Origin of the sequence: Flavobacterium sp. XGLA_31 (assembly GCF_051547105.1) — a bacterium.
GTDB lineage: Bacteria > Bacteroidota > Bacteroidia > Flavobacteriales > Flavobacteriaceae > Flavobacterium.
The window spans coordinates 148059-167050 of the sequence record NZ_JBPTTM010000003.1 but is presented as its reverse complement, the minus strand read 5'-3'; the positions used below and the strand labels follow the sequence as shown (position 1 = coordinate 167050).

At 38.3% G+C, this 18992-nt stretch carries 18 protein-coding genes; 10 read left to right on the top strand and 8 right to left on the bottom strand.

Features of this window, described 5'->3' with window-relative positions; all coding sequences use genetic code 11:
• The first annotated feature begins 9 nt into the window (after window positions 1-9).
• Together ACSVH6_RS07300 and ACSVH6_RS07295 are read left to right on the top strand one after the other, a co-directional pair.
• Complete coding sequence (locus ACSVH6_RS07300) at window positions 10-2490, top strand: TonB-dependent receptor (RefSeq protein WP_438077038.1); 2481 nt, start codon at window positions 10-12, stop codon at window positions 2488-2490.
• Between the two features lie 38 nt (window positions 2491-2528).
• On the top strand, window positions 2529-3257 hold the full coding sequence (locus ACSVH6_RS07295) for a hypothetical protein (protein WP_438077036.1): 729 nt from the start codon (window positions 2529-2531) through the stop codon (window positions 3255-3257).
• Here ACSVH6_RS07295 and ACSVH6_RS07290 read toward each other — a convergent pair.
• From ACSVH6_RS07290 to ACSVH6_RS07270, 5 genes are read right to left on the bottom strand one after another with little or no spacing between them, the layout of a single operon-like run.
• Window positions 3254-3955 carry a hypothetical protein gene (locus ACSVH6_RS07290; RefSeq protein ID WP_438077034.1) on the bottom strand — a complete coding sequence of 234 codons (702 nt, stop codon included), beginning with the start codon at window positions 3953-3955 and terminating at the stop codon, window positions 3254-3256. The genes ACSVH6_RS07295 and ACSVH6_RS07290 overlap by 4 nt on opposite strands.
• A complete protein-coding gene (locus tag ACSVH6_RS07285; RefSeq protein ID WP_438077032.1) occupies window positions 3955-5781 on the bottom strand; it encodes an ABC transporter ATP-binding protein in 1827 nt (608 codons plus the stop codon). The genes ACSVH6_RS07290 and ACSVH6_RS07285 overlap by 1 nt, the downstream gene beginning before the upstream one ends.
• The gene (locus ACSVH6_RS07280) at window positions 5781-7508 is read right to left on the bottom strand and encodes a phospho-sugar mutase (RefSeq protein ID WP_438077031.1); all 1728 of its coding nucleotides are present in this window, start codon (window positions 7506-7508) and stop codon (window positions 5781-5783) included. The genes ACSVH6_RS07285 and ACSVH6_RS07280 overlap by 1 nt, the downstream gene beginning before the upstream one ends.
• Window positions 7509-7540: 32 nt before the next feature.
• Window positions 7541-8500, bottom strand: a complete 960-nt coding sequence (locus ACSVH6_RS07275; protein ID WP_438077029.1) for a glycosyltransferase family 2 protein — start codon at window positions 8498-8500, stop codon at window positions 7541-7543.
• A gap of 3 nt (window positions 8501-8503) precedes the next feature.
• Window positions 8504-9046, bottom strand: coding sequence for a DUF4199 domain-containing protein (locus ACSVH6_RS07270; RefSeq protein WP_438077027.1), 543 nt, complete (start codon window positions 9044-9046; stop codon window positions 8504-8506).
• Window positions 9047-9275: 229 nt separating this feature from the next.
• On the opposite strand from ACSVH6_RS07270, the gene ACSVH6_RS07265 reads away from it, so the two are divergent.
• The 3 genes from ACSVH6_RS07265 to mtaB all read left to right on the top strand — a co-directional run bounded on the left by ACSVH6_RS07265 (window position 9276) and on the right by mtaB (window position 12267).
• Entirely contained in the window at window positions 9276-9527 is a 252-nt protein-coding gene (locus tag ACSVH6_RS07265) for a type B 50S ribosomal protein L31 (RefSeq protein ID WP_438077025.1), read from the top strand.
• Between the two features lie 110 nt (window positions 9528-9637).
• The gene (locus ACSVH6_RS07260; protein ID WP_438077023.1) at window positions 9638-10813 is read left to right on the top strand and encodes a GlmU family protein; all 1176 of its coding nucleotides are present in this window, start codon (window positions 9638-9640) and stop codon (window positions 10811-10813) included.
• Between the two features lie 125 nt (window positions 10814-10938).
• Entirely contained in the window at window positions 10939-12267 is a 1329-nt protein-coding gene (gene mtaB, locus ACSVH6_RS07255; protein ID WP_438077021.1) for a tRNA (N(6)-L-threonylcarbamoyladenosine(37)-C(2))-methylthiotransferase MtaB, read from the top strand.
• On the opposite strand, the gene ACSVH6_RS07250 is transcribed toward mtaB, so the two are convergent.
• Window positions 12264-12605, bottom strand: a complete 342-nt coding sequence (locus ACSVH6_RS07250) for a hypothetical protein (protein ID WP_438077019.1) — start codon at window positions 12603-12605, stop codon at window positions 12264-12266. The two genes, mtaB and ACSVH6_RS07250, sit on opposite strands and share 4 nt — an antisense overlap.
• A 78-nt stretch (window positions 12606-12683) precedes the next feature.
• Entirely contained in the window at window positions 12684-12968 is a 285-nt protein-coding gene (locus ACSVH6_RS07245) for a GNAT family N-acetyltransferase (RefSeq protein ID WP_438077556.1), read from the bottom strand.
• A gap of 119 nt (window positions 12969-13087) precedes the next feature.
• On the opposite strand from ACSVH6_RS07245, the gene ACSVH6_RS07240 reads away from it, so the two are divergent.
• Genes ACSVH6_RS07240 through ACSVH6_RS07230 form a run of 3 tightly spaced genes read left to right on the top strand, consistent with a single transcriptional unit; the run spans window position 13088 to window position 15039 of the window.
• Entirely contained in the window at window positions 13088-13726 is a 639-nt protein-coding gene (locus tag ACSVH6_RS07240) for an alpha/beta hydrolase (protein ID WP_438077017.1), read from the top strand.
• A gap of 44 nt (window positions 13727-13770) precedes the next feature.
• Window positions 13771-14664: a lytic transglycosylase domain-containing protein gene (locus ACSVH6_RS07235; protein WP_438077015.1), complete on the top strand. Its 894-nt coding sequence runs from the start codon at window positions 13771-13773 to the stop codon at window positions 14662-14664.
• 3 nt (window positions 14665-14667) lie between these two features.
• Entirely contained in the window at window positions 14668-15039 is a 372-nt protein-coding gene (locus ACSVH6_RS07230; RefSeq protein WP_438077013.1) for a sulfite exporter TauE/SafE family protein, read from the top strand.
• 51 nt (window positions 15040-15090) lie between these two features.
• Here the strand turns inward: ACSVH6_RS07230 and ACSVH6_RS07225 are convergent, their stop codons facing one another.
• Complete coding sequence (locus ACSVH6_RS07225; protein ID WP_438077011.1) at window positions 15091-15606, bottom strand: DUF2892 domain-containing protein; 516 nt, start codon at window positions 15604-15606, stop codon at window positions 15091-15093.
• A 155-nt stretch (window positions 15607-15761) separates the two neighbouring features.
• Here ACSVH6_RS07225 and rpmH point away from each other — a divergent pair, with 155 nt between their 5' ends.
• Together rpmH and carB are read left to right on the top strand one after the other, a co-directional pair.
• Window positions 15762-15923 carry a 50S ribosomal protein L34 gene (gene rpmH / locus ACSVH6_RS07220; RefSeq protein WP_007136275.1) on the top strand — a complete coding sequence of 54 codons (162 nt, stop codon included), beginning with the start codon at window positions 15762-15764 and terminating at the stop codon, window positions 15921-15923.
• A gap of 167 nt (window positions 15924-16090) precedes the next feature.
• On the top strand, window positions 16091-18943 hold the full coding sequence (gene carB, locus ACSVH6_RS07215; RefSeq protein ID WP_438077004.1) for a carbamoyl-phosphate synthase large subunit: 2853 nt from the start codon (window positions 16091-16093) through the stop codon (window positions 18941-18943).
• Window positions 18944-18992 lie beyond the last annotated feature (49 nt).

Below are 18992 nucleotides of genomic sequence, written 5' to 3'. Positions count from 1 at the left end.
TCGCATAGTTTGAAAACAAATAAATATTTTTTTGCGCTCCTTTTTTTTACTGTAAGTATCATCGCTTTTGCCCAAAATCCGACAGCTAAAGTAGCCGGAGTGGTGCTTGATGAAAACAATAAGCCTGTTGAGGGGGTTAATATCAGTTATCAAACGAAATCCTCTACAACCGATGTTAACGGTTTTTATGAAATTACTGTACCTGCCAATCAAAAAGTAGTTTTGGTATTTACCCATACTTCCTTAAAAAAAATTACCGCTACCTTTCAGCTAAAACCCGGAGAAAAGTTTGAATACCATGTGATGATGAATGATAAGGCGGAGCAATTAGGGGAAGTGGTAATCACAAGCAATAAGCGAAGAGTACAAGGAATTACCTCCATTGAACCGGAAACTATCAAAAAAAATACCAGTGCCATGCCCGGAGTTGAAAGTGTTTTGAAAACTTTTGCCGGAGTCAATGCGAACAACGAATTGAGTTCAGGCTATAACGTTCGCGGCGGGAATTATGATGAAAATTTAGTCTATGTAAATGAAATAGAGGTTTATCGTCCTTTTTTAATTCGTTCCGGTCAACAGGAAGGATTGAGTTTTACCAATACTGATATGGTGCAAAATGTAGATTTCTCTGCCGGTGGGTTTCAGGCCAAATATGGGGATAAATTATCCTCGGTCTTAGATATTACTTACAGAAAGCCAACCAAATACAGTATCGCTGCAGAGGCCAGTTTTTTGGGAGGAAGCTTAACCGGAGAAGGGATTTCAAAAAATAAAAAGTGGTCGGCTATTACGGGAGTTCGTTTTCGGGATAATTCCCTTTTGGTGAACAGTCAGGAAACCTCCACCAATTACCATCCCACTTTTATAGACGTACAAACCAATGTGAATTTCAGTCCAAATAAAAAATGGCAGTTCAGCTTTTTGGGAAATGCTTCTCAAAACAAATACAATTACCAGCCTTTAACCCGTCAAACTAATTTCGGAACCATTGATGAGCCCATTGCCTTGCAGGTTTTCTATGAAGGTCAGGAGAATGATAAGTACCGTACATTATTCGGAGCTTTTAAAACTAATTTTGTAGCTAACGAGAACAATACTTATAAATTAATTACGTCTGTTTATCATACACAAGAGCAAGAGTATTTCGATATTTTGGCGGCTTATTATCTAGGAGATGTAGATACCAATATAGGTTCAGAAACGCTGGGACAAGTTACTTATAATCGCGGAATTGGAACCCAGTTGAATCATGCTCGTAATGACTTGGATGCTTTAATTTTCAATGCAGAAGTAAAAGGTGTTCACCAAATGAATAATAAAAAGCAGCAAATCGAGTGGGGTTTCAAATATGCCCGTGAAAACATACGCGACCGCATCGTAGAATGGGAAGTGATTGATTCTGCTGGTTTTTCCATCAATCCACCAATTTTGGATCTTCCAAACGAACAGCCTTACCATCCTTATCTGGGACCTTTGGCACCGTATCAAAATGTAAGAGCTACTAATTTTATTGATATTAACCGATTTTCGGGTTATGCCCAATGGAATACCAAAACCAATTTAGGAGAACATCAACTATGGATAACTGCCGGTGCACGTTTCCACAGTTGGGTAGTTTCCGGAGATAACATACCTACCGGAAAAACACAAACCGTTTTCAGTCCGAGAGTCCAATTTGCGCTAAAACCTGATTGGGGTGAAAAAGATATGTTGTTCCGTTTTGCTGTGGGATATTATCACCAGCCGCCTTTTTATCGTGAACTTCGAGACATGAATGGTGTCGTAAATCCTAATGTTAAAGCTCAACAATCGATACATTTTGTATTAAGCAACGATTATAATTTTAAGATGAATAACCGCCCATTTAAGTTGGTTACAGAAGCTTATTACAAAACTATGACGGATGTTAATACGTATACATTGGAAAATGTACGCATCCGTTACAGAGCTAATAATGATGCGACGGCTTATGCTTATGGATTTGACGCTCGACTTAACGGAGAGTTTGTGCCGGGAACAGAATCTTGGTTGAGTTTTGGCTATATGAAAACAGAAGAAAATCAAAATGACAGGGGATACATAGCACGTCCAACAGACCAACGGTTGAAATTCGGAATTTTGTTTCAGGACTATATGCCTAATATTCCGAACATGAAATTATACCTCAATTTGGTGTATAATACCGGATTGCCAGGAGGTTCCCCTTCTTATGCGGATTCTTATGATTATCAAAACCGTTTACGCGATTACCGTCGGGCAGATGTGGGATTCTCCTATGTGTTGACTGAAAGAAATAATGAAAGACCCAATGGTCATTGGCTGAAAAAATTCCAGGATTTATCTATTGGTTTTGAAATTTTTAATTTGTTCAATAATCAAAATGCCATTACCAATACTTGGGTGCGAGATGTGTATACCAAAAGTCAATATGGTATTCCCAACTATATGACCACACGTGTTTTTAATGTGAAGCTGACTGCAAAATTGTAGAAATAAATTACTATTTTTGATTGTCTAATCTCATAGAAATGAAAAAGTATCTTCCCTATATAACAGCAATCCTAACGGTGTTTTTTATCAGCTGCAAAAAGCAGGAAGAAGAAAGACCCAAAGTAACCTATGATGTCAGTTCTAAGACTAAACCGGTTGTTCCGGTAGATACTTCACAGGTAGCCGTGGCAGATTTGCCTGTCAATATGGAAGGAACAAATTATTTAATTCATCCGGTGGGTGATTTAAATTATTACAAAAAAAACGGGAAGTCTGCTAATGAATTTAGAAGCCCTGATGAAGAAACCAGTTTTACGGTTTCCAACTATGGGGAATACCAAATTACAGGCTATTTGAAAAACCTGAAGTTTCAGGAAATAGGAAAGGACACTATTTATGCTTTGACAGATAAACCAATTTTGATCGAGACGGCTACGTATTTGAAAACTTTGGCTGATAAAACCAAGCAACAATTATTAGTGTATACCTTGGCTGATATGGATACCAATAAAGATGGTAAACTGAATAGTAGTGATATTAAATCGCTGTACATCAGTACCATTTCCGGGCAAAAATTCACCAAGCTTTCCGTCGATTTTCAGGAGTTAATTGACTGGAAGATTCTCGAAACGAAACATCTTTTGTATTTCAGGACTATTGAAGATACTAATAAAAATGGGGAGTTTGATGCTGAAGACAATCTTCAGTATCACTTTGTGGATTTATTAGATAAAGACTGGAAGGTTCAGGGATACAAACCGATTTAAATCAGGATATCACTTTCCAAATCGGATTTTTCAATCTCAAAATCAAAACCGAGTTTGGAAACCAATTCAATCACCAATCGTTTGTACCAATTTTCAGATTTGGGATGAATGTAAATTTTTTCTATGAGTTGACGGATATCGACGTCTATTTTTAAACCATCGTTGATTTTAATATTCTCCGAAGTAATATCTGTAATGATGCGCACTTCACGTTCGTACTGAAAACTTTTTCGCTTAAACAAAAACGGGAAAAACATATCGTCGAAAGGAATGTACTCTTTCTTATAGTCAATATAATTTACCTCCCCAATGTATTGTTTAAAATCTTTCTCAACTTCTAATGCTTTTTGCAGTCGGCCAATGGTAGATTGAATAGCTAATCCTTCACTGTTTTGAGTAAAAATTTGCCACATGGCAAACGATTCGTATTCGTTGATATGCCAACTACTCACCACTACTTTCTCCCGGTGGGTTTTGTAATAGGCTAAAAATTCAGGATTGTTTTCCGAGAGCTTTTTGATTTCTTCATAGGTTGGCTCACTAAATGTCCCTTCGTATTGGTCTTCAAATTTATCAGATCGAGATAGAAATAACTTTTGCGATAACAGTAAATCCAAGAATTTCGACAAATCCAAGTATTTCCAAACCACCGTATCGGGAACTTCAGGCAATTTGATATTTGGATTGTGCAGGTACATTATTCAAAAGATTGCATAGAAACCAATTTGGAATACATGCCGTTTTTGGCCAAAAGCGTTTCGTGAGTTCCCTGTTCTACAATTTCACCTTTTTGCATAACTACTATCACGTCTGCTTTTTGAATGGTAGAGAGTCGGTGAGCGATGACCACTGAAGTTCGGTTTTGCATCATGTTCTCCAAAGCTTGTTGCACCAGTCTTTCGCTTTCGGTGTCCAAAGCCGAAGTGGCTTCGTCCAAAATCATAATCGGTGGATTTTTCAACACAGCGCGAGCAATAGATAGTCGCTGTTTTTGTCCCCCCGAAAGTTTGTTACCGCTGTCGCCAACGTTGGTGTAAATACCTTCCGGCAAATCTTTTACAAATTCGTAGGCATTAGCTATTTTTAAGGCTTCAATGACTTCTTCATCGGTTGCCTCTTGTTTTCCTAAAGCAATATTGGCCTTAACTGTATCATTAAACAAAATCGAATCTTGGGTTACCAATCCCATCATGGTGCGTAAGGATTTGATGTCGATGTCTCTGATGTCGGTGTTGTCTATTTTGATTTGGCCTTCATTTACATCATAAAAACGCGTCAGCAAATTAGCAATCGTACTTTTTCCGCTTCCGGATTGCCCTACTAATGCTACCGTTTTTCCTTTCGGGATGTGTAGAGAGAATTTTTTCAATACATTTTCTTCTTCATAACGGAAGTCGATGTTTTCAATTGAAATACCACTTTCTACGGTTTCTTTCTTGATGGCATTTTCTTTATTGACAATCGGATTTTCCTGTTCCAATATTTCAAAAATACGTTCTACCGCTGCATTTCCGCGTTTGACACTGTATGAGGCTTTTGAGATGGATTTAGCTGGAGTGAGAATGTTGTATGCCAGTCCCATGTAGGCAATAAAAGCCGCACCATTCAGGGTTTTTTCAATTAAAACCATGTTTCCCCCATACCAAAGTAAAATGGCAATAACCATAATTCCCATGAACTCACTTACTGGTGAAGCCAGGTTTTGACGGTTTCCAATGTTGACGGATAGGTTAAAAAAGCGGGTGGTTGATCCTTGAAAAACTTTGTTGAAATAATTTTCAGCATTGTAACTTTTAACAACTTTCAATCCGCCCAAGGTTTCTTCTATAGTAGAAAGAAAAGTTCCCTGTTCTTCCTGCATACGGGTTGACTTTCGTTTTAATTGTTTTCCAATCAGGGAAATAATATACCCGGAAACCGGAATGAAAATAAATACAAACACTGTCAGTTTCAAGCTGATGGTAAACATCATGATGATAGTGAAAATAATCGTTAAGGGTTCTTTGACAATCAGCTCCAGCATCGATAACATAGAAGTTTGTACTTCATTGGCGTCTCCCGAAATACGGGAAATTAAATCTCCTTTTCGCTTTTCGGAAAAGAAAGAATGCGGCAATTCTAATGTTTTTTTGTAAATCGCATTTCGCAAATCGCGCATGATGCCGTTTCGCAAAAAGTTGATAAAAAACATGGCAAAATAATCGCTTAGGTTTTTCAGCAAAAAGATTGAAATGATAATGGCAACCATAACGGCCAACGTGAAGCTGACTCCTTTTTCATCTGTAGTGGTTGTGATGTAATAGCTTAGAAAATCTTCCAAATAATGTTTGAAATGAGCAATATCCTGAAAAACAGGTTTAACGGTATTACGTTTGGTTTGGTCAAACAATACCTGCATCATCGGAATCAAAGCCATAAACGACAACGTGCTGAACAAGGCATACAAGATGTTGAAAAAGATGTTCAGGTATGCGTACTTTTTGTACGGCTTGATAAAAGGAAGTATTTTCTTAAAACTACTCATTAGTTCAACTGCATTTCAGAAATTATATTTTTGATTTTGGTATCCAACTGTTCTTCCGCAGCCGGAATTTCTTCCAAACTTTCGATAGCGGCATTCACACTGAAGTAAAATTTTATTTTAGGTTCTGTGCCGCTTGGACGTGCGCAGATTTTCGAACCGTCTTCTAAGTAATAAATCAATACGTCTGATTTTGGAACCGACAAAGTTTCCAATTCATTAGTTAGTAGGTTTCGGGCAGTAGAATTTTGATAATCTTCGACCATAATCACTCGTTGTCCGTTGATTTCAGAAACAGGTTTTTCACGCATGTCAATCATCATTTGCTTGATTTGATTGGCGCCTTCGATTCCTTTTTTGGTGATCGAAATCAAATGTTCTTTATAGAAACCAAAGTCAACAAACATTTGTTGCAGTTCCTTGTAAACCGAACCGCCTTTTTCTTTGGCTTGTGCTGCAATTTCACACATCAATAAGATAGCTCCAACCGCATCTTTATCGCGAACGGCATCACCCACCATAAATCCGAAACTTTCTTCGCCACCACCAATAAATTTAAGTTCAGGGAAATCTTTGATGAACTTGGCAATCCACTTGAAGCCGGTTAAGCCCACTTTACATTCTACGTTATAAGCCGAAGCTAATTCGAGCATCATTGGGGTCGATACTATAGTTGAGCCGATGAATTGTTTGCCGTCCAATTTGCCTGCTTTACGCCATTGTTCCAATAAATAATGTGTCATCACAGTCATCGTTTGATTTCCGTTGAGCAAAATCATTTTCCCATTGTTGTTTCTAACGGCAACGCCCAATCTATCGCTATCCGGGTCGGTGCCAAAAACTATGTCTGCATTGATTTTTTCCGCTAATGCCAATGCCATAGTCAATGCTTCCGGTTCTTCCGGATTTGGAGAAATAACGGTTGGAAAATCGCCATTGGGTTCGGCTTGTTCCGGAACAATGTTGACATCAGTATAACCAGCGGTTTCCAGAACTTTGGGAACCATTTTGATGGATGTTCCGTGAAGTGAGGTGTATGCAATTTTTAAGTTTTTCCGTGCTTCTGCAGATGTGTTAAAACTCGCATTGGCCACTGTCGAATCGATAAAAGCATTGTCAACAGCCACATCAATATATTCGATTAAATTTTCGTTGGCTTCGAATTTAATTTCGCTGTATTTTAAATTTTCAATTACCTGAATGATTTCACCGTCTTGCGGGGGTACTAACTGTCCGCCATCCTGCCAGTATACTTTATATCCGTTGTATTCCGGAGGGTTGTGCGAAGCGGTTAAGACGATTCCTGCATGACAGTTTAAATATTTCACCGCAAAGGATAATTCCGGAGTCGGACGCATTTCCGAAAATAGAAATACTTTGATTCCGTTGGCTGAAAACACATCGGCAACTACTTTAGCCAAAGTATTGCTGTTATGGCGACAATCGTAAGCAATAACCACTTTTAGTTCTTCGCGAGGAAATGATTTTTTAAGATAATCCGATAAGCCTTGCGTGTTTTTTCCCAAGGTATATTTGTTGATACGATTAGTGCCAACTCCCATGATACCACGCATTCCACCAGTTCCGAACTCCAGATTTTTATAAAAACTCTCCTCCAGGTTTTTAGGAGAAGAAGTCATCATTTCTTTGATTTGATTTTGGGTTTCAGTATCGAAAGTTGGAGTAAGCCATTCGTTTACTTTGTCTAATATGTTTTGTTCAATATGCATTTTAAATAAATTTAACTGGGAAGTTAATCTGATTACAAATTAACTTCATTGGATATTTTATAGCGCTCTTCATTGTTTTTAGTACGAAGTATAATTTCGCCTAAAAATCCGGCTAAGAATAATTGTGAGCCAATAATCATGGCGGTTAAGGCAATGTAGAAAAGTGGATTTTGTGCCACTAATATGGTTTGTTCGTGAAAGGCAAATAATTTCAAAAGTTTGATGCCAATAATCAAAAAAGTAGAAACGAATCCGATGATAAACATCACCACACCAAGCGCTCCGAAGAGGTGCATCGGACGTTTGCCGTATTTGGACAAAAACCAAATGGTAATCAAATCTAGGAAGCCATTGATGAAACGGCTCATGCCAAATTTGGATTCCCCGTATTTTCGAGCCTGATGAATGACTACTTTTTCGCCAATTTTTCCAAAACCGGCATTTTTGGCTAAAACCGGAATGTAACGGTGCATTTCACCCGAAACTTCAATGTTTTTGATGACAATTTTTTTGTAAGCTTTCAAGCCGCAGTTGAAATCATTCAAATGGACACCAGAGGTTTTTCGAGCGGCCCAATTGAATAATTTGGAAGGCAGGTTTTTGGTCACAGCGTTGTCGTAGCGCTTCTTTTTCCAGCCGGAAACCAAATCATAGTTTTGGGTCATGACCATATTGTACAAATCCGGAATTTCATCCGGGCTGTCTTGCAGGTCAGCATCCATTGTGATAATGATATCACCTTGAGCTTTCGCAAAACCGGCATGTAATGCCTGTGATTTTCCAAAATTTCTAAGAAAGCGTATGCCTTTCACATTTGGATTTTCTTGGGATAACTTTTCAATAATGGCCCACGAATCATCAGTGCTGCCATCATCTATAAAAATGACCTCATAAGAATAGTGGTGGGCTGTCATGACTTTGACAATCCACTGATGTAATTCGGGTAAAGATTCCTGCTCGTTGAGTAGCGGAATTATGATGGATAAATTCATTAATTAAAAACTTTGATGAGCCTCTTTTTTGACAATGGCTCCTATAATAAGCGAATAAATTAGACCGATAAAGGCATACATGATTACTGTTGCCGGAATTGCAATGGCCGGGTTCATGAATTTTTTAGTGAAGGAAATCGCTATTTCTACTTGCTCTTTGGGCATTTCCGGATTTTGTTGCAGCATGGCTGTTTTAGCGTTTCTTAGCGTTTCTTCCACGAACTCGGGAAAAATCATATTGAATACTCCTGAAAAAATACCGTACAATAAAGCAGCTATAACGCAAATGGTTACACCTACTTTTAAGGCTTCGCTTAAAGAAATGTACCCGGAATTAATTTTGTTTTTGAAATTATTGCATCCCATCAAAATCAAACCTGCTGGCATGATCAGAAAGTTTAGTAAGTTAATCACGATTCCGTAAGCTTTGTTCGTTGCCGGATTAATGCTCGTTGCAAAAGAAATAACCAATTCGAGTATCATTAAGACTCCGAAGAGCACTCCGAATTGCAGTGCGGATTTGGCAGGAGAGATAGGTTTGTCCATAATTTTTTATTAATTAATAAATCAATCAACAAATATAGTAATTCCGTTATTACTATGCTTAAGTGTGAAACATTTAAAAAAAGTTACAGATTGGTTTGATTTTTGAAAAATAGTTGTATTTTTGCACTCTCAAATTAAAAAAAGAATTAATTAAAAGTTGTAGTCAGTTTATACCTTCTCAAGCAGAAGCTTCGAAACAAACTACTTCAAAAACATAACAAGATTTATCATGAAAAAAGGAATCCACCCGGAAAATTACAGATTAGTTGCTTTCAAAGACATGTCAAATGAAGACGTGTTCATCACTAAATCTACAGTAGAAACTAAAGAAACTATCATGCACGAAGGTGTTGAATATCCAGTTTATAAAATGGAGATTTCAAGAACGTCTCACCCTTTTTACACAGGTAAATCTAAACTTATCGATACTGCAGGACGTATTGATAAATTCAAAAGCAAATACGCAAAACACGGAAAATAATAGTTTTAAGTGTTCAAATTTTAGAAAGACCATTCACGAAAGTGAGTGGTTTTTTTATGCAATAAACTTTGTAACTTTGAATCCGCAACTTTATATAACCAGAAACTGACATGAACTACATACTGTTTGACGGCGCTGTTCGTAATGCTTTACTTCCCTTTACTTTTACAAGACCTGTTGCCGATATTCGTGTCGGAATTCTGACCATACGCGAGAAATGGGAAAAACATTTGGGCTATACTACCACTACTTTAACCGAAGAATATCTCTCTGAAAAATTTCCTATGGTAGAAATGGAGGATAATGTAATGATCAATGCGGCGTTTTTGCCCAATGATGTGTTGGCCGAAATGGTTATCGGGTTAGAAAAAAACCAAGCCATCTTCAAAGGAGAAGAAGTAATTGCGTTTTATACTAATGATACTCAGGAAGAGATTGATTTTGATACTTATGAAATTATTGAATACAGTGATGACTGTTTGAATATAGAGCATACTTGGGATATTTTTGCCAAAAATGATGCAGCCTTGCGAGAGGACTTTGAGCTCATTACCGAAGGCAGACATTCGCAGCCTATACCGAAAAGTGTGAATGTCATTGCGCCTGAAAATATTTTTATAGAAGAAGGAGCTAAGTTGGAATTCGTTACTTTAAATGCTTCTACCGGGCCTATTTATATAGGGAAAAATGCCGAAATCATGGAGGGTTCAGTCATTCGTGGTCCCTTTGCTTTGTGTGAATCGGGGAGAGTGAAATTGGCTGCTAAAGTGTATGGTGCTACCACTGTCGGACCTCACTCTGTTATTGGAGGAGAAGTAAGTAATTCCGTTTTAATGGGCTATTCTAATAAGGGGCATGACGGTTTTTTGGGTAATTCCGTTTTAGGAGAATGGTGTAATATTGGGGCAGACAGCAACAATTCCAATCTCAAAAACAATTACGAAGAAGTGCGTTTGTGGAGTTACGAAACCGAAGGATTTGCCAAAACCGGTTTGCAGTTTTGCGGACTCATGATGGGAGATCACAGCAAGTGCGGTATCAATACGATGTTCAACACCGGGACGGTAGTAGGGGTTTCTGCTAATATTTTCGGAGCCGGATTTCCGCGCAATTTTGTGCCGAGTTTCTCTTGGGGCGGAGCTTCAGGATTTACAACGTATTTGACTTCCAAAGCTTTTCAAACGGCTAAAATTGTGATGGCAAGACGTCAAGTGGAGTTTTCAGAACAGGATGCTAAAATTTTAGAACACGTTTTTGAGGAAACTAAAAAATACCGAAAAGAATAATATTGATTTGAAAATGAACTGCATAAAGATACCACAATTGCTAAAAGTAGTTGTGGTTTTTCTTTGAATGTGTTTATCTTTGCAACCTCAATTTTTGACAACGATTTCATCAATTGAGTTTATTTATGGAACAAAGAAAAAAAGTAGCGTTCTACACGCTGGGATGTAAACTGAACTTTTCAGAAACATCGACCATCGCCCGCAATTTTCAGGACGAAGGATTTGATCGGGTTGATTTTGAAGAAATCGCCGATATTTATGTCATCAATACCTGTTCGGTTACTGATAATGCCGACAAACAATTCAAGCAAATTGTAAAGAAAGCCATGAAGCTCAACGAAAAAGCATTCGTTGCAGCGGTGGGTTGTTATGCGCAATTAAAACCCGAGGAATTGGCTGCTGTTGATGGGGTAGATTTGGTATTGGGTGCTACTGAAAAATTCAAAATTACCGATTACATCAATGACTTGTCTAAAAACGATATGGGAGAGGTGCATTCCTGCGAAATTGAAGAGGCTGATTTTTACGTAGGCAGTTATTCCATTGGCGATAGGACCCGTGCTTTTTTAAAAGTGCAGGACGGTTGCGATTATAAATGTACCTATTGTACAATTCCTTTAGCACGTGGAATTTCGCGCAGTGATGCATTGGAAAATGTGCTCAAAAATGCGGCTGATATTTCTAAGCAAGGCATCAAAGAAATTGTGTTGACCGGAGTGAACATTGGCGATTATGGTAAGGGTGAATTCGGTAATAAAAAACATGAACATACCTTCTTAGATTTGGTCAAAGCGTTAGACGCGGTAGAAGGAATAGAGCGTTTGCGTATTTCTTCCATCGAACCCAATTTGCTCAAAAATGAGACCATTGAGTTTGTGGCAAAAAGCCGAACATTTGTGCCGCATTTCCATATCCCATTGCAAAGCGGAAGTAATGAAATTTTGAAAAAAATGAAACGTCGTTATTTGCGCGAAGTTTATACCGACCGTGTTTACAAAATCCGTGAAGTAATGCCTCATGCTTGTATTGGGGTGGATGTGATTGTAGGCTTTCCGGGAGAGACTGACGAACACTTTTTGGAGACCTATAACTTCTTAAATGAATTGGATATTTCCTATCTGCATGTGTTTACCTATTCGGAAAGAGACAATACCGAAGCCGCCGAAATGGCTGATGTCGTGCCGATGAATGTGCGCAACAAGCGCAGCAAAATGCTACGTGGATTGTCTGTGAAAAAACGACGTGCGTTTTATGAAAGTCAAATCGGTGCCAATAGAACAGTGCTTTTTGAAAGTGAAAATAAGGAAGGATATATTCACGGGTTTACTGAAAACTATGTTAAAGTAAAAACACCTTGGAATCCGGAATTAATCAACGCATTGCATCAAATTAATTTGACCAAAATTGACGATGACGGTTCAGTGAGAATGGAGTTTTTGAACATAGAAGTTTAATATTTATAGTGAAACCGAATCTTGGTAATTCGAAAAACGGTTTCCCCATATTGCTCAATAAATTCAAATTGGTTGCGTCCGTTTTGTTGGAAACTTACAATCCTGTCTGCCGATATTTCATAGTACATATTAGGACCTTCCATCATGAATTTCGCTCCTTTATTTCGGTACGCTGAACGGATTAATTCAAATTCGGATAAGTTCCAAGTGGTCAGATTAGCATCTGAAGCGTCTATATCAGTACACAAGCCTTCGGTGATTTCAGTTTTAGAACCGTAATACTTGTCAATGGTTTCGAAGTAGTCTATGATGCCTTGGCGAAAGTCAGCTGTATTCATTTTATAAATATAAAAAAAATCCAATAAAAAAGTCGCCTCAACAATTGTTGGGCGACTTTTAACATTTTGGAATACTATTTATATTTTAATTCCCGGAGGAAGTAAATCTCGGTACGTAGTATTTTTTCTGAAGAATTGCGCAATTTTCGGTAAAATCGGAACTACTTTCAGTTTTCTTTCGTAGGCAATCTCCATAATGTTTTTTAATAAATCAGTGATAAATTCTTCATCTTCAAAACCATCAAAAGTATTTATTCTTGTTAGGAATATTTTCTTTTCTTGAAATGAATATTCTACAGAAATCAATTTGCCATCCACCAAGGTTTCAAACTGTCGGGCAAAAGTATTGTCTTTGATTTCCATTTTTTCAGAAAAAACAGTTGTGTTCATAATCAAGTAAAATAAAAGGATTATTTTTATGCAAATTTACTAATAAATAACGAGCTTCCAGCTATATAATGACTAAAATTCACGTTTATTTTATGCCAGGAATGGCAGCCAGTTCTACTATTTTTGAACGAATTCAACTGCCTGCTGACACATTTGAAATGCACTTGCTGGAATGGTTTCTTCCCGAAAACCAGGAGACGTTAGAAGCGTATGCTCAAAGAATGGCCCATAATGTCAAGCATGAACATGCCATTTTAGTAGGAGTTTCTTTTGGCGGTATTTTAGTTCAGGAAATGAAACAGTTTTTAAATCCTAAAAAAGTAATTATCATTTCCAGCGTGAAGTCAAATGCGGAATTGCCAAGACGAATGAAAGTCGCCAAGGCCACCAAAGCATACAAACTCATTCCGACCCGATTGTTTGAAAATGTAGAAAAACTGGCCAAATTTGCTTTGGGAGATTATGCTAAGCAAAGACTCAAGTTGTATGAAAAGTTTCTTTCCGTTCGCGACAAACATTATTTAGATTGGTCGATTGAAAATATTATCAACTGGAAAAGAACTGAAGTTGATCCTGAAATCATTCATATTCATGGTGATGCCGACGAAGTTTTTCCGATAAAGCATATTAAAAAGTGCACAATTGTCAAAGGAGGAACGCATATTATGATTCTGACAAAATACCGCTGGCTCAATGATAATTTGCCTAAAATTATGTTAGATAGTATGTGATTGAGGTTCGATTTTTGTAGTTTTACCTTTTAAAAGAATTGATTATGAAAACGAATAAAGCCCTTTTGTCTACTTTGGCCATAGTTTTGGTTTCGGGTATGCTCGTTTTTGGTATAGCCGGCGACAACAAAAACAAGGCCTTGCATGAAGGCACTGCCTACTACTTTCCGGAAAGTATTGACTTTGCCGGAGAAGTCACTCCTTTGCAAATTACAGATGTTAAAGAAAGATTGGACAGAGAGTTGTTGATTAATGCTAATTTAGACGCTACTACTGCCTTGATTATCAAACGCGCGAACCGGGTCTTTCCTATCATAGAACCAATATTACAGCAATATGGTGTTCCCGACGATTTTAAATATTTGGCTGTTATTGAAAGCGGATTGGTAAATGCGTCTTCACCGGCAGGAGCCAAAGGAGTCTGGCAATTTATGCCAGATACTGCCAAAGAAAAAGGTATGGAAGTTAATGATATAGTTGATGAACGGTATCATTTGGAAAAGTCTACGGAAGCCGCTTGTAAATATTTTTTAGCTGCCAAACAAAAATTTGGTTCCTGGACGATGGCAGCAGCATCGTATAACGGAGGAATGAACGGGTTGAGTAAAAAAATAGAAGAACAAAAGGTGACTAACTATTACGATTTGGGACTCACTGAAGAAACTTCACGTTATGTCTTCCGAATCTTGGCATTAAAAGAAATCATGAAGCAACCTGCCAAATATGGATTTAGTATTTATCCAACGGATTTATATGCGCCCATTCCGACTAAAGTAGTCGAGGTTGACAGTACCATCAATGATTTAGCCGGTTTTGCTTTTTCTCAAGGAATCAATTATAAATTATTGAAAATTCAAAATCCTTGGCTGCGCGATAAAAAGCTGATTAATCCGACTAAAAAAAGATACGAAATCAAAATTCCCTTATCCGGGTATTAAACGATGAAAATGAATGTGTCAACGGTTTTAATCTTGATGTTTGTCGGACTAGTCGCAGGGATGTTGAGCGGATTAATCGGAATTGGTGGCGGAATTATAATTGTCCCAATGCTTTTGTATATAGGATTAACACAACAGCAGGCGCAAGGAACAAGTTTGGCAGTGATGTTGCCGCCCATAGCATTTTTGGCAGTGCTGAATTACCATAAAGCCGGACAAGTTGAATGGAAATACGCAATGATTATCGCTCTCTTTTTCATAATTGGAAGTTATTACGGAAGCAAAATAGCCATCAATATTGATCAAAAAACATTGCGAAAAATATTCGGCGTTATACTGCTTATCATAGCTGGTAAAATGCTGATGACTAAATAAAAAAACATCCCGGTTTCCCGGGATGTTTTTTATAAATACATTGCTTTTTACTTAAATCTTCTTCATCTGTTCTTTCATCATTGTAATCTGATCCTTCAGCATATTTTGTTTATCCAACTTTTTAGCTTCGTTTAACAAAGCGGTGGCTTCCAATTTACGTCTTCTTGACATGGCAATTCCCGCTAAGTTTAATTTGGCTACAGCCAAATCCATATCCATACTCAATCCCAATTCAATGGCTTTCTTGAAGAATTTCTCAGATTGGTGTAAGTTAGTTTGCGATAACATTAAACCGTGTAGGTAATTGTAATATCCTTGTTGCTTTCTGACTAAAGCAGTTTCGGGGTTTTTGATTTTATCCAACCATACTTTAGCTCCGGCAAAATCCTGCTTTCTCAGTTTTAAGAAAGCCAAAAGAATGAACTCGTTTTTGTAATAAAGAAAAATCGGAATGGCAGTCAGTAAAATAAGAAAAATCCCGTTACCGATATTACCTTCGGTAAATTGCCAGATGGCTGTGGCTACTAAAAGAGCCGCTATAATTAATTTGATAAATCTGTGAAACATAATAGTTATTTTTGTGGTCGCAAAGGTAATAAAAGGATTTGAAAATATTTTTATAAAACTGCTTGCCAGAAAAAAAAAGGTTTGTATATTTGCACTCGGTTTTGAAGGAGCCGTATACCAAAGATATTAATACACGATTTTAAAGATACAAAGCAATGAGCAAAAGAACGTTTCAACCATCGAAAAGAAAAAGAAGAAATAAACACGGATTTATGGACAGAATGGCTTCTGCAAATGGAAGAAAAGTCCTTGCGCGTCGTAGAGCTAAAGGAAGACATAAATTGACAGTATCTTGCGAACCAAGACACAAAAAATAATGATTAGAAACTAATCTATATCAAGGCGTTACTTTTATTAGTAGCGCCTTTTTTTTAAACTTGTTTATAAAATTTCATAAGTTTCAAAAGCAAGTTTTCGACATATCGCTGCAAACGCTTTATTTTTGATTACTCAACAACTAAACAACACAACAACACTAACTACAATGCCTAAAGACAACTCCATTAAATCGGTTTTAATTATTGGTTCCGGACCTATCGTTATCGGACAAGCCTGTGAATTTGATTATGCCGGTTCCCAATCCGCCCGTTCCCTGAGAGAAGAGGGAATCGAAGTGATTTTAATTAATTCCAATCCGGCCACCATCATGACTGATCCCTCCATGGCCGATCATGTGTATTTATTGCCGCTGACCACCAAATCCATCATTCAAATCCTAAAAGAACACCCGCAAATTGATGCCGTATTGCCTACTATGGGTGGACAAACTGCGCTCAACTTGTGCTTGGAAGCGGATGAAAAAGGCATCTGGCAGGATTTCAATGTAAAGTTAATAGGGGTTGATATCAACGCCATCAATATTACCGAAGACCGTGAGCAGTTCAAGCAATTGCTCGAAAAAATAAATGTGCCCACGGCACCCGCCAAAACGGCCACCTCTTTCTTAAAAGGAAAAGAAATTGCTCAGGAATTTGGATTTCCACTGGTTATTCGTCCGTCGTTTACCTTGGGTGGAACGGGAGCTGCTTTTGTACACAAAAAAGAAGACTTTGATGAGTTATTGACTCGTGGTTTAGAAGCATCACCGATTCATGAAGTCTTAATTGATAAGGCTTTGTTGGGTTGGAAAGAATACGAATTGGAATTACTTCGCGATAAAAACGATAACGTAGTTATCATCTGTTCTATCGAGAATATGGACCCGATGGGTATTCATACCGGAGACAGTATCACGGTGGCGCCGGCGATGACTTTATCGGATACGACTTTTCAGAAGATGCGTGATATGGCCATCCTGATGATGCGTTCTATCGGGAATTTTGCCGGAGGCTGTAACGTGCAGTTTGCCGTTTCTCCTGACGAAAAAGAAGATATTGTCGCTATTGAAATCAATCCGCGTGTGTCTCGTTCCTCGGCTTTGGCCTCGAAAGCTACCGGGTATCCTATCGCTAAGATTGCTACCAAGTTGGCTTTGGGCTATCATTTGGACGAATTGCAAAACCAAATCACCAAATCGACTTCGGCGTTGTTTGAGCCTACGTTGGATTATGTGATTGTCAAAATACCACGTTGGAACTTTGACAAATTTGAAGGTTCAGACCGAACGTTAGGATTACAAATGAAATCAGTAGGTGAGGTTATGGGCATTGGGCGTTCCTTCCAGGAAGCTTTACACAAAGCAACTCAGTCACTCGAAATTAAGCGCAACGGAATAGGAGCTGACGGGAAAGGCTATAAGAACTACGAACAAATTATAGAGAAACTCACGTATGCGAGTTGGGACCGCGTGTTTGTGATTTACGATGCGATTGCGATGGGGATTCCATTGAGCCGCATTCACGAAATCACTAAGATTGACATGTGGTTTCTCAAACAATATGAAGAATTATACTTGTTAGAAAGAGAGATTTCTAACTACAAAGTGGATACTTTACCTAAGGAACTCTTGCTGGAAGCCAAACAAAAAGGCTACGGTGACCGTCAAATTGCGCATATGATGGGCTGTTTGGAAAGTCAAGTGTACAAATTACGCGAACAGATGAATATCAATCGCGTGTATAAATTGGTGGATACTTGTGCGGCTGAGTTTAAGGCCATGACGCCTTACTACTATTCGACTTTTGAGGCTGAAATTCAAACCGCCGACGGACAAAGATTTGTGAGTAACGAAAGTGTTGTGACTGATAAAAAGAAAGTCATCGTGTTGGGTTCGGGGCCAAACCGAATCGGGCAGGGAATTGAGTTTGATTACTCTTGTGTGCATGGGGTGTTGGCCGCTAAAGAATGTGGCTATGAAACCATCATGATCAATTGTAATCCGGAGACGGTTTCGACCGACTTTGATACGGCAGATAAATTGTACTTTGAGCCGGTATTTTGGGAACACATTTATGACATTATCCGACATGAAAAACCGGAAGGCGTTATCGTGCAATTGGGTGGGCAAACCGCTTTGAAACTGGCAGAAAAATTAGACCGTTACGGTATTAAAATATTAGGGACTTCGTTTGATGCTTTGGATTTAGCTGAAGACAGAGGTCGTTTCTCCGAGTTATTGGAAGAATTAAAAATTCCGTTCCCGAAATTTGGCGTAGCCGAGAATGCCGACCAGGCTTCCGCTTTGGCTGATGTGTTGGATTTCCCGTTATTAGTGCGACCTTCTTATGTATTGGGGGGACAAGGGATGAAGATTGTCATCAACAAACAGGAATTGGAAGAGCACGTTATTGACTTGTTGAAAAATATACCGGGGAACAAATTGTTACTCGATCACTATCTGGATGGTGCCATTGAAGCCGAAGCTGATGCGATTTGTGATGGGGAAAACGTTTACATCATCGGGATTATGGAACACATTGAGCCTTGTGGGGTACACTCAGGCGATTCGAATGCGACTTTGCCACCGTTTAACCTCGGTGAATTCGTGATGCAACAAATTAAAGACCACACGAAGAAAATTGCTTTGGCCTTGAGAACTGTTGGTTTGATCAACATCCAATTTGCCATTAAAGACGATATTGTTTATATCATTGAAGCGAATCCGAGAGCTTCGCGTACGGTACCTTTTATTGCAAAAGCCTATGGGGAGCCTTATGTGAATTATGCGACTAAAGTGATGTTGGGTGAAAATAAAGTAACTGATTTCACCTTCAATCCTCAATTGAACGGTTATGCCATCAAACAACCGATATTCTCTTTCAGTAAGTTTCCGAATGTGAACAAAGCTTTGGGGCCTGAGATGAAATCAACGGGAGAGAGTATTTTGTTTATTGACGATTTGAAAGACGATCAGTTTTATGAATTGTATTCGAGACGTAAAATGTATTTGAGTAAATAGTATTTTACACCATAAATCAAAAAGAGACCGCAGCATTCGTTGCGGTTTT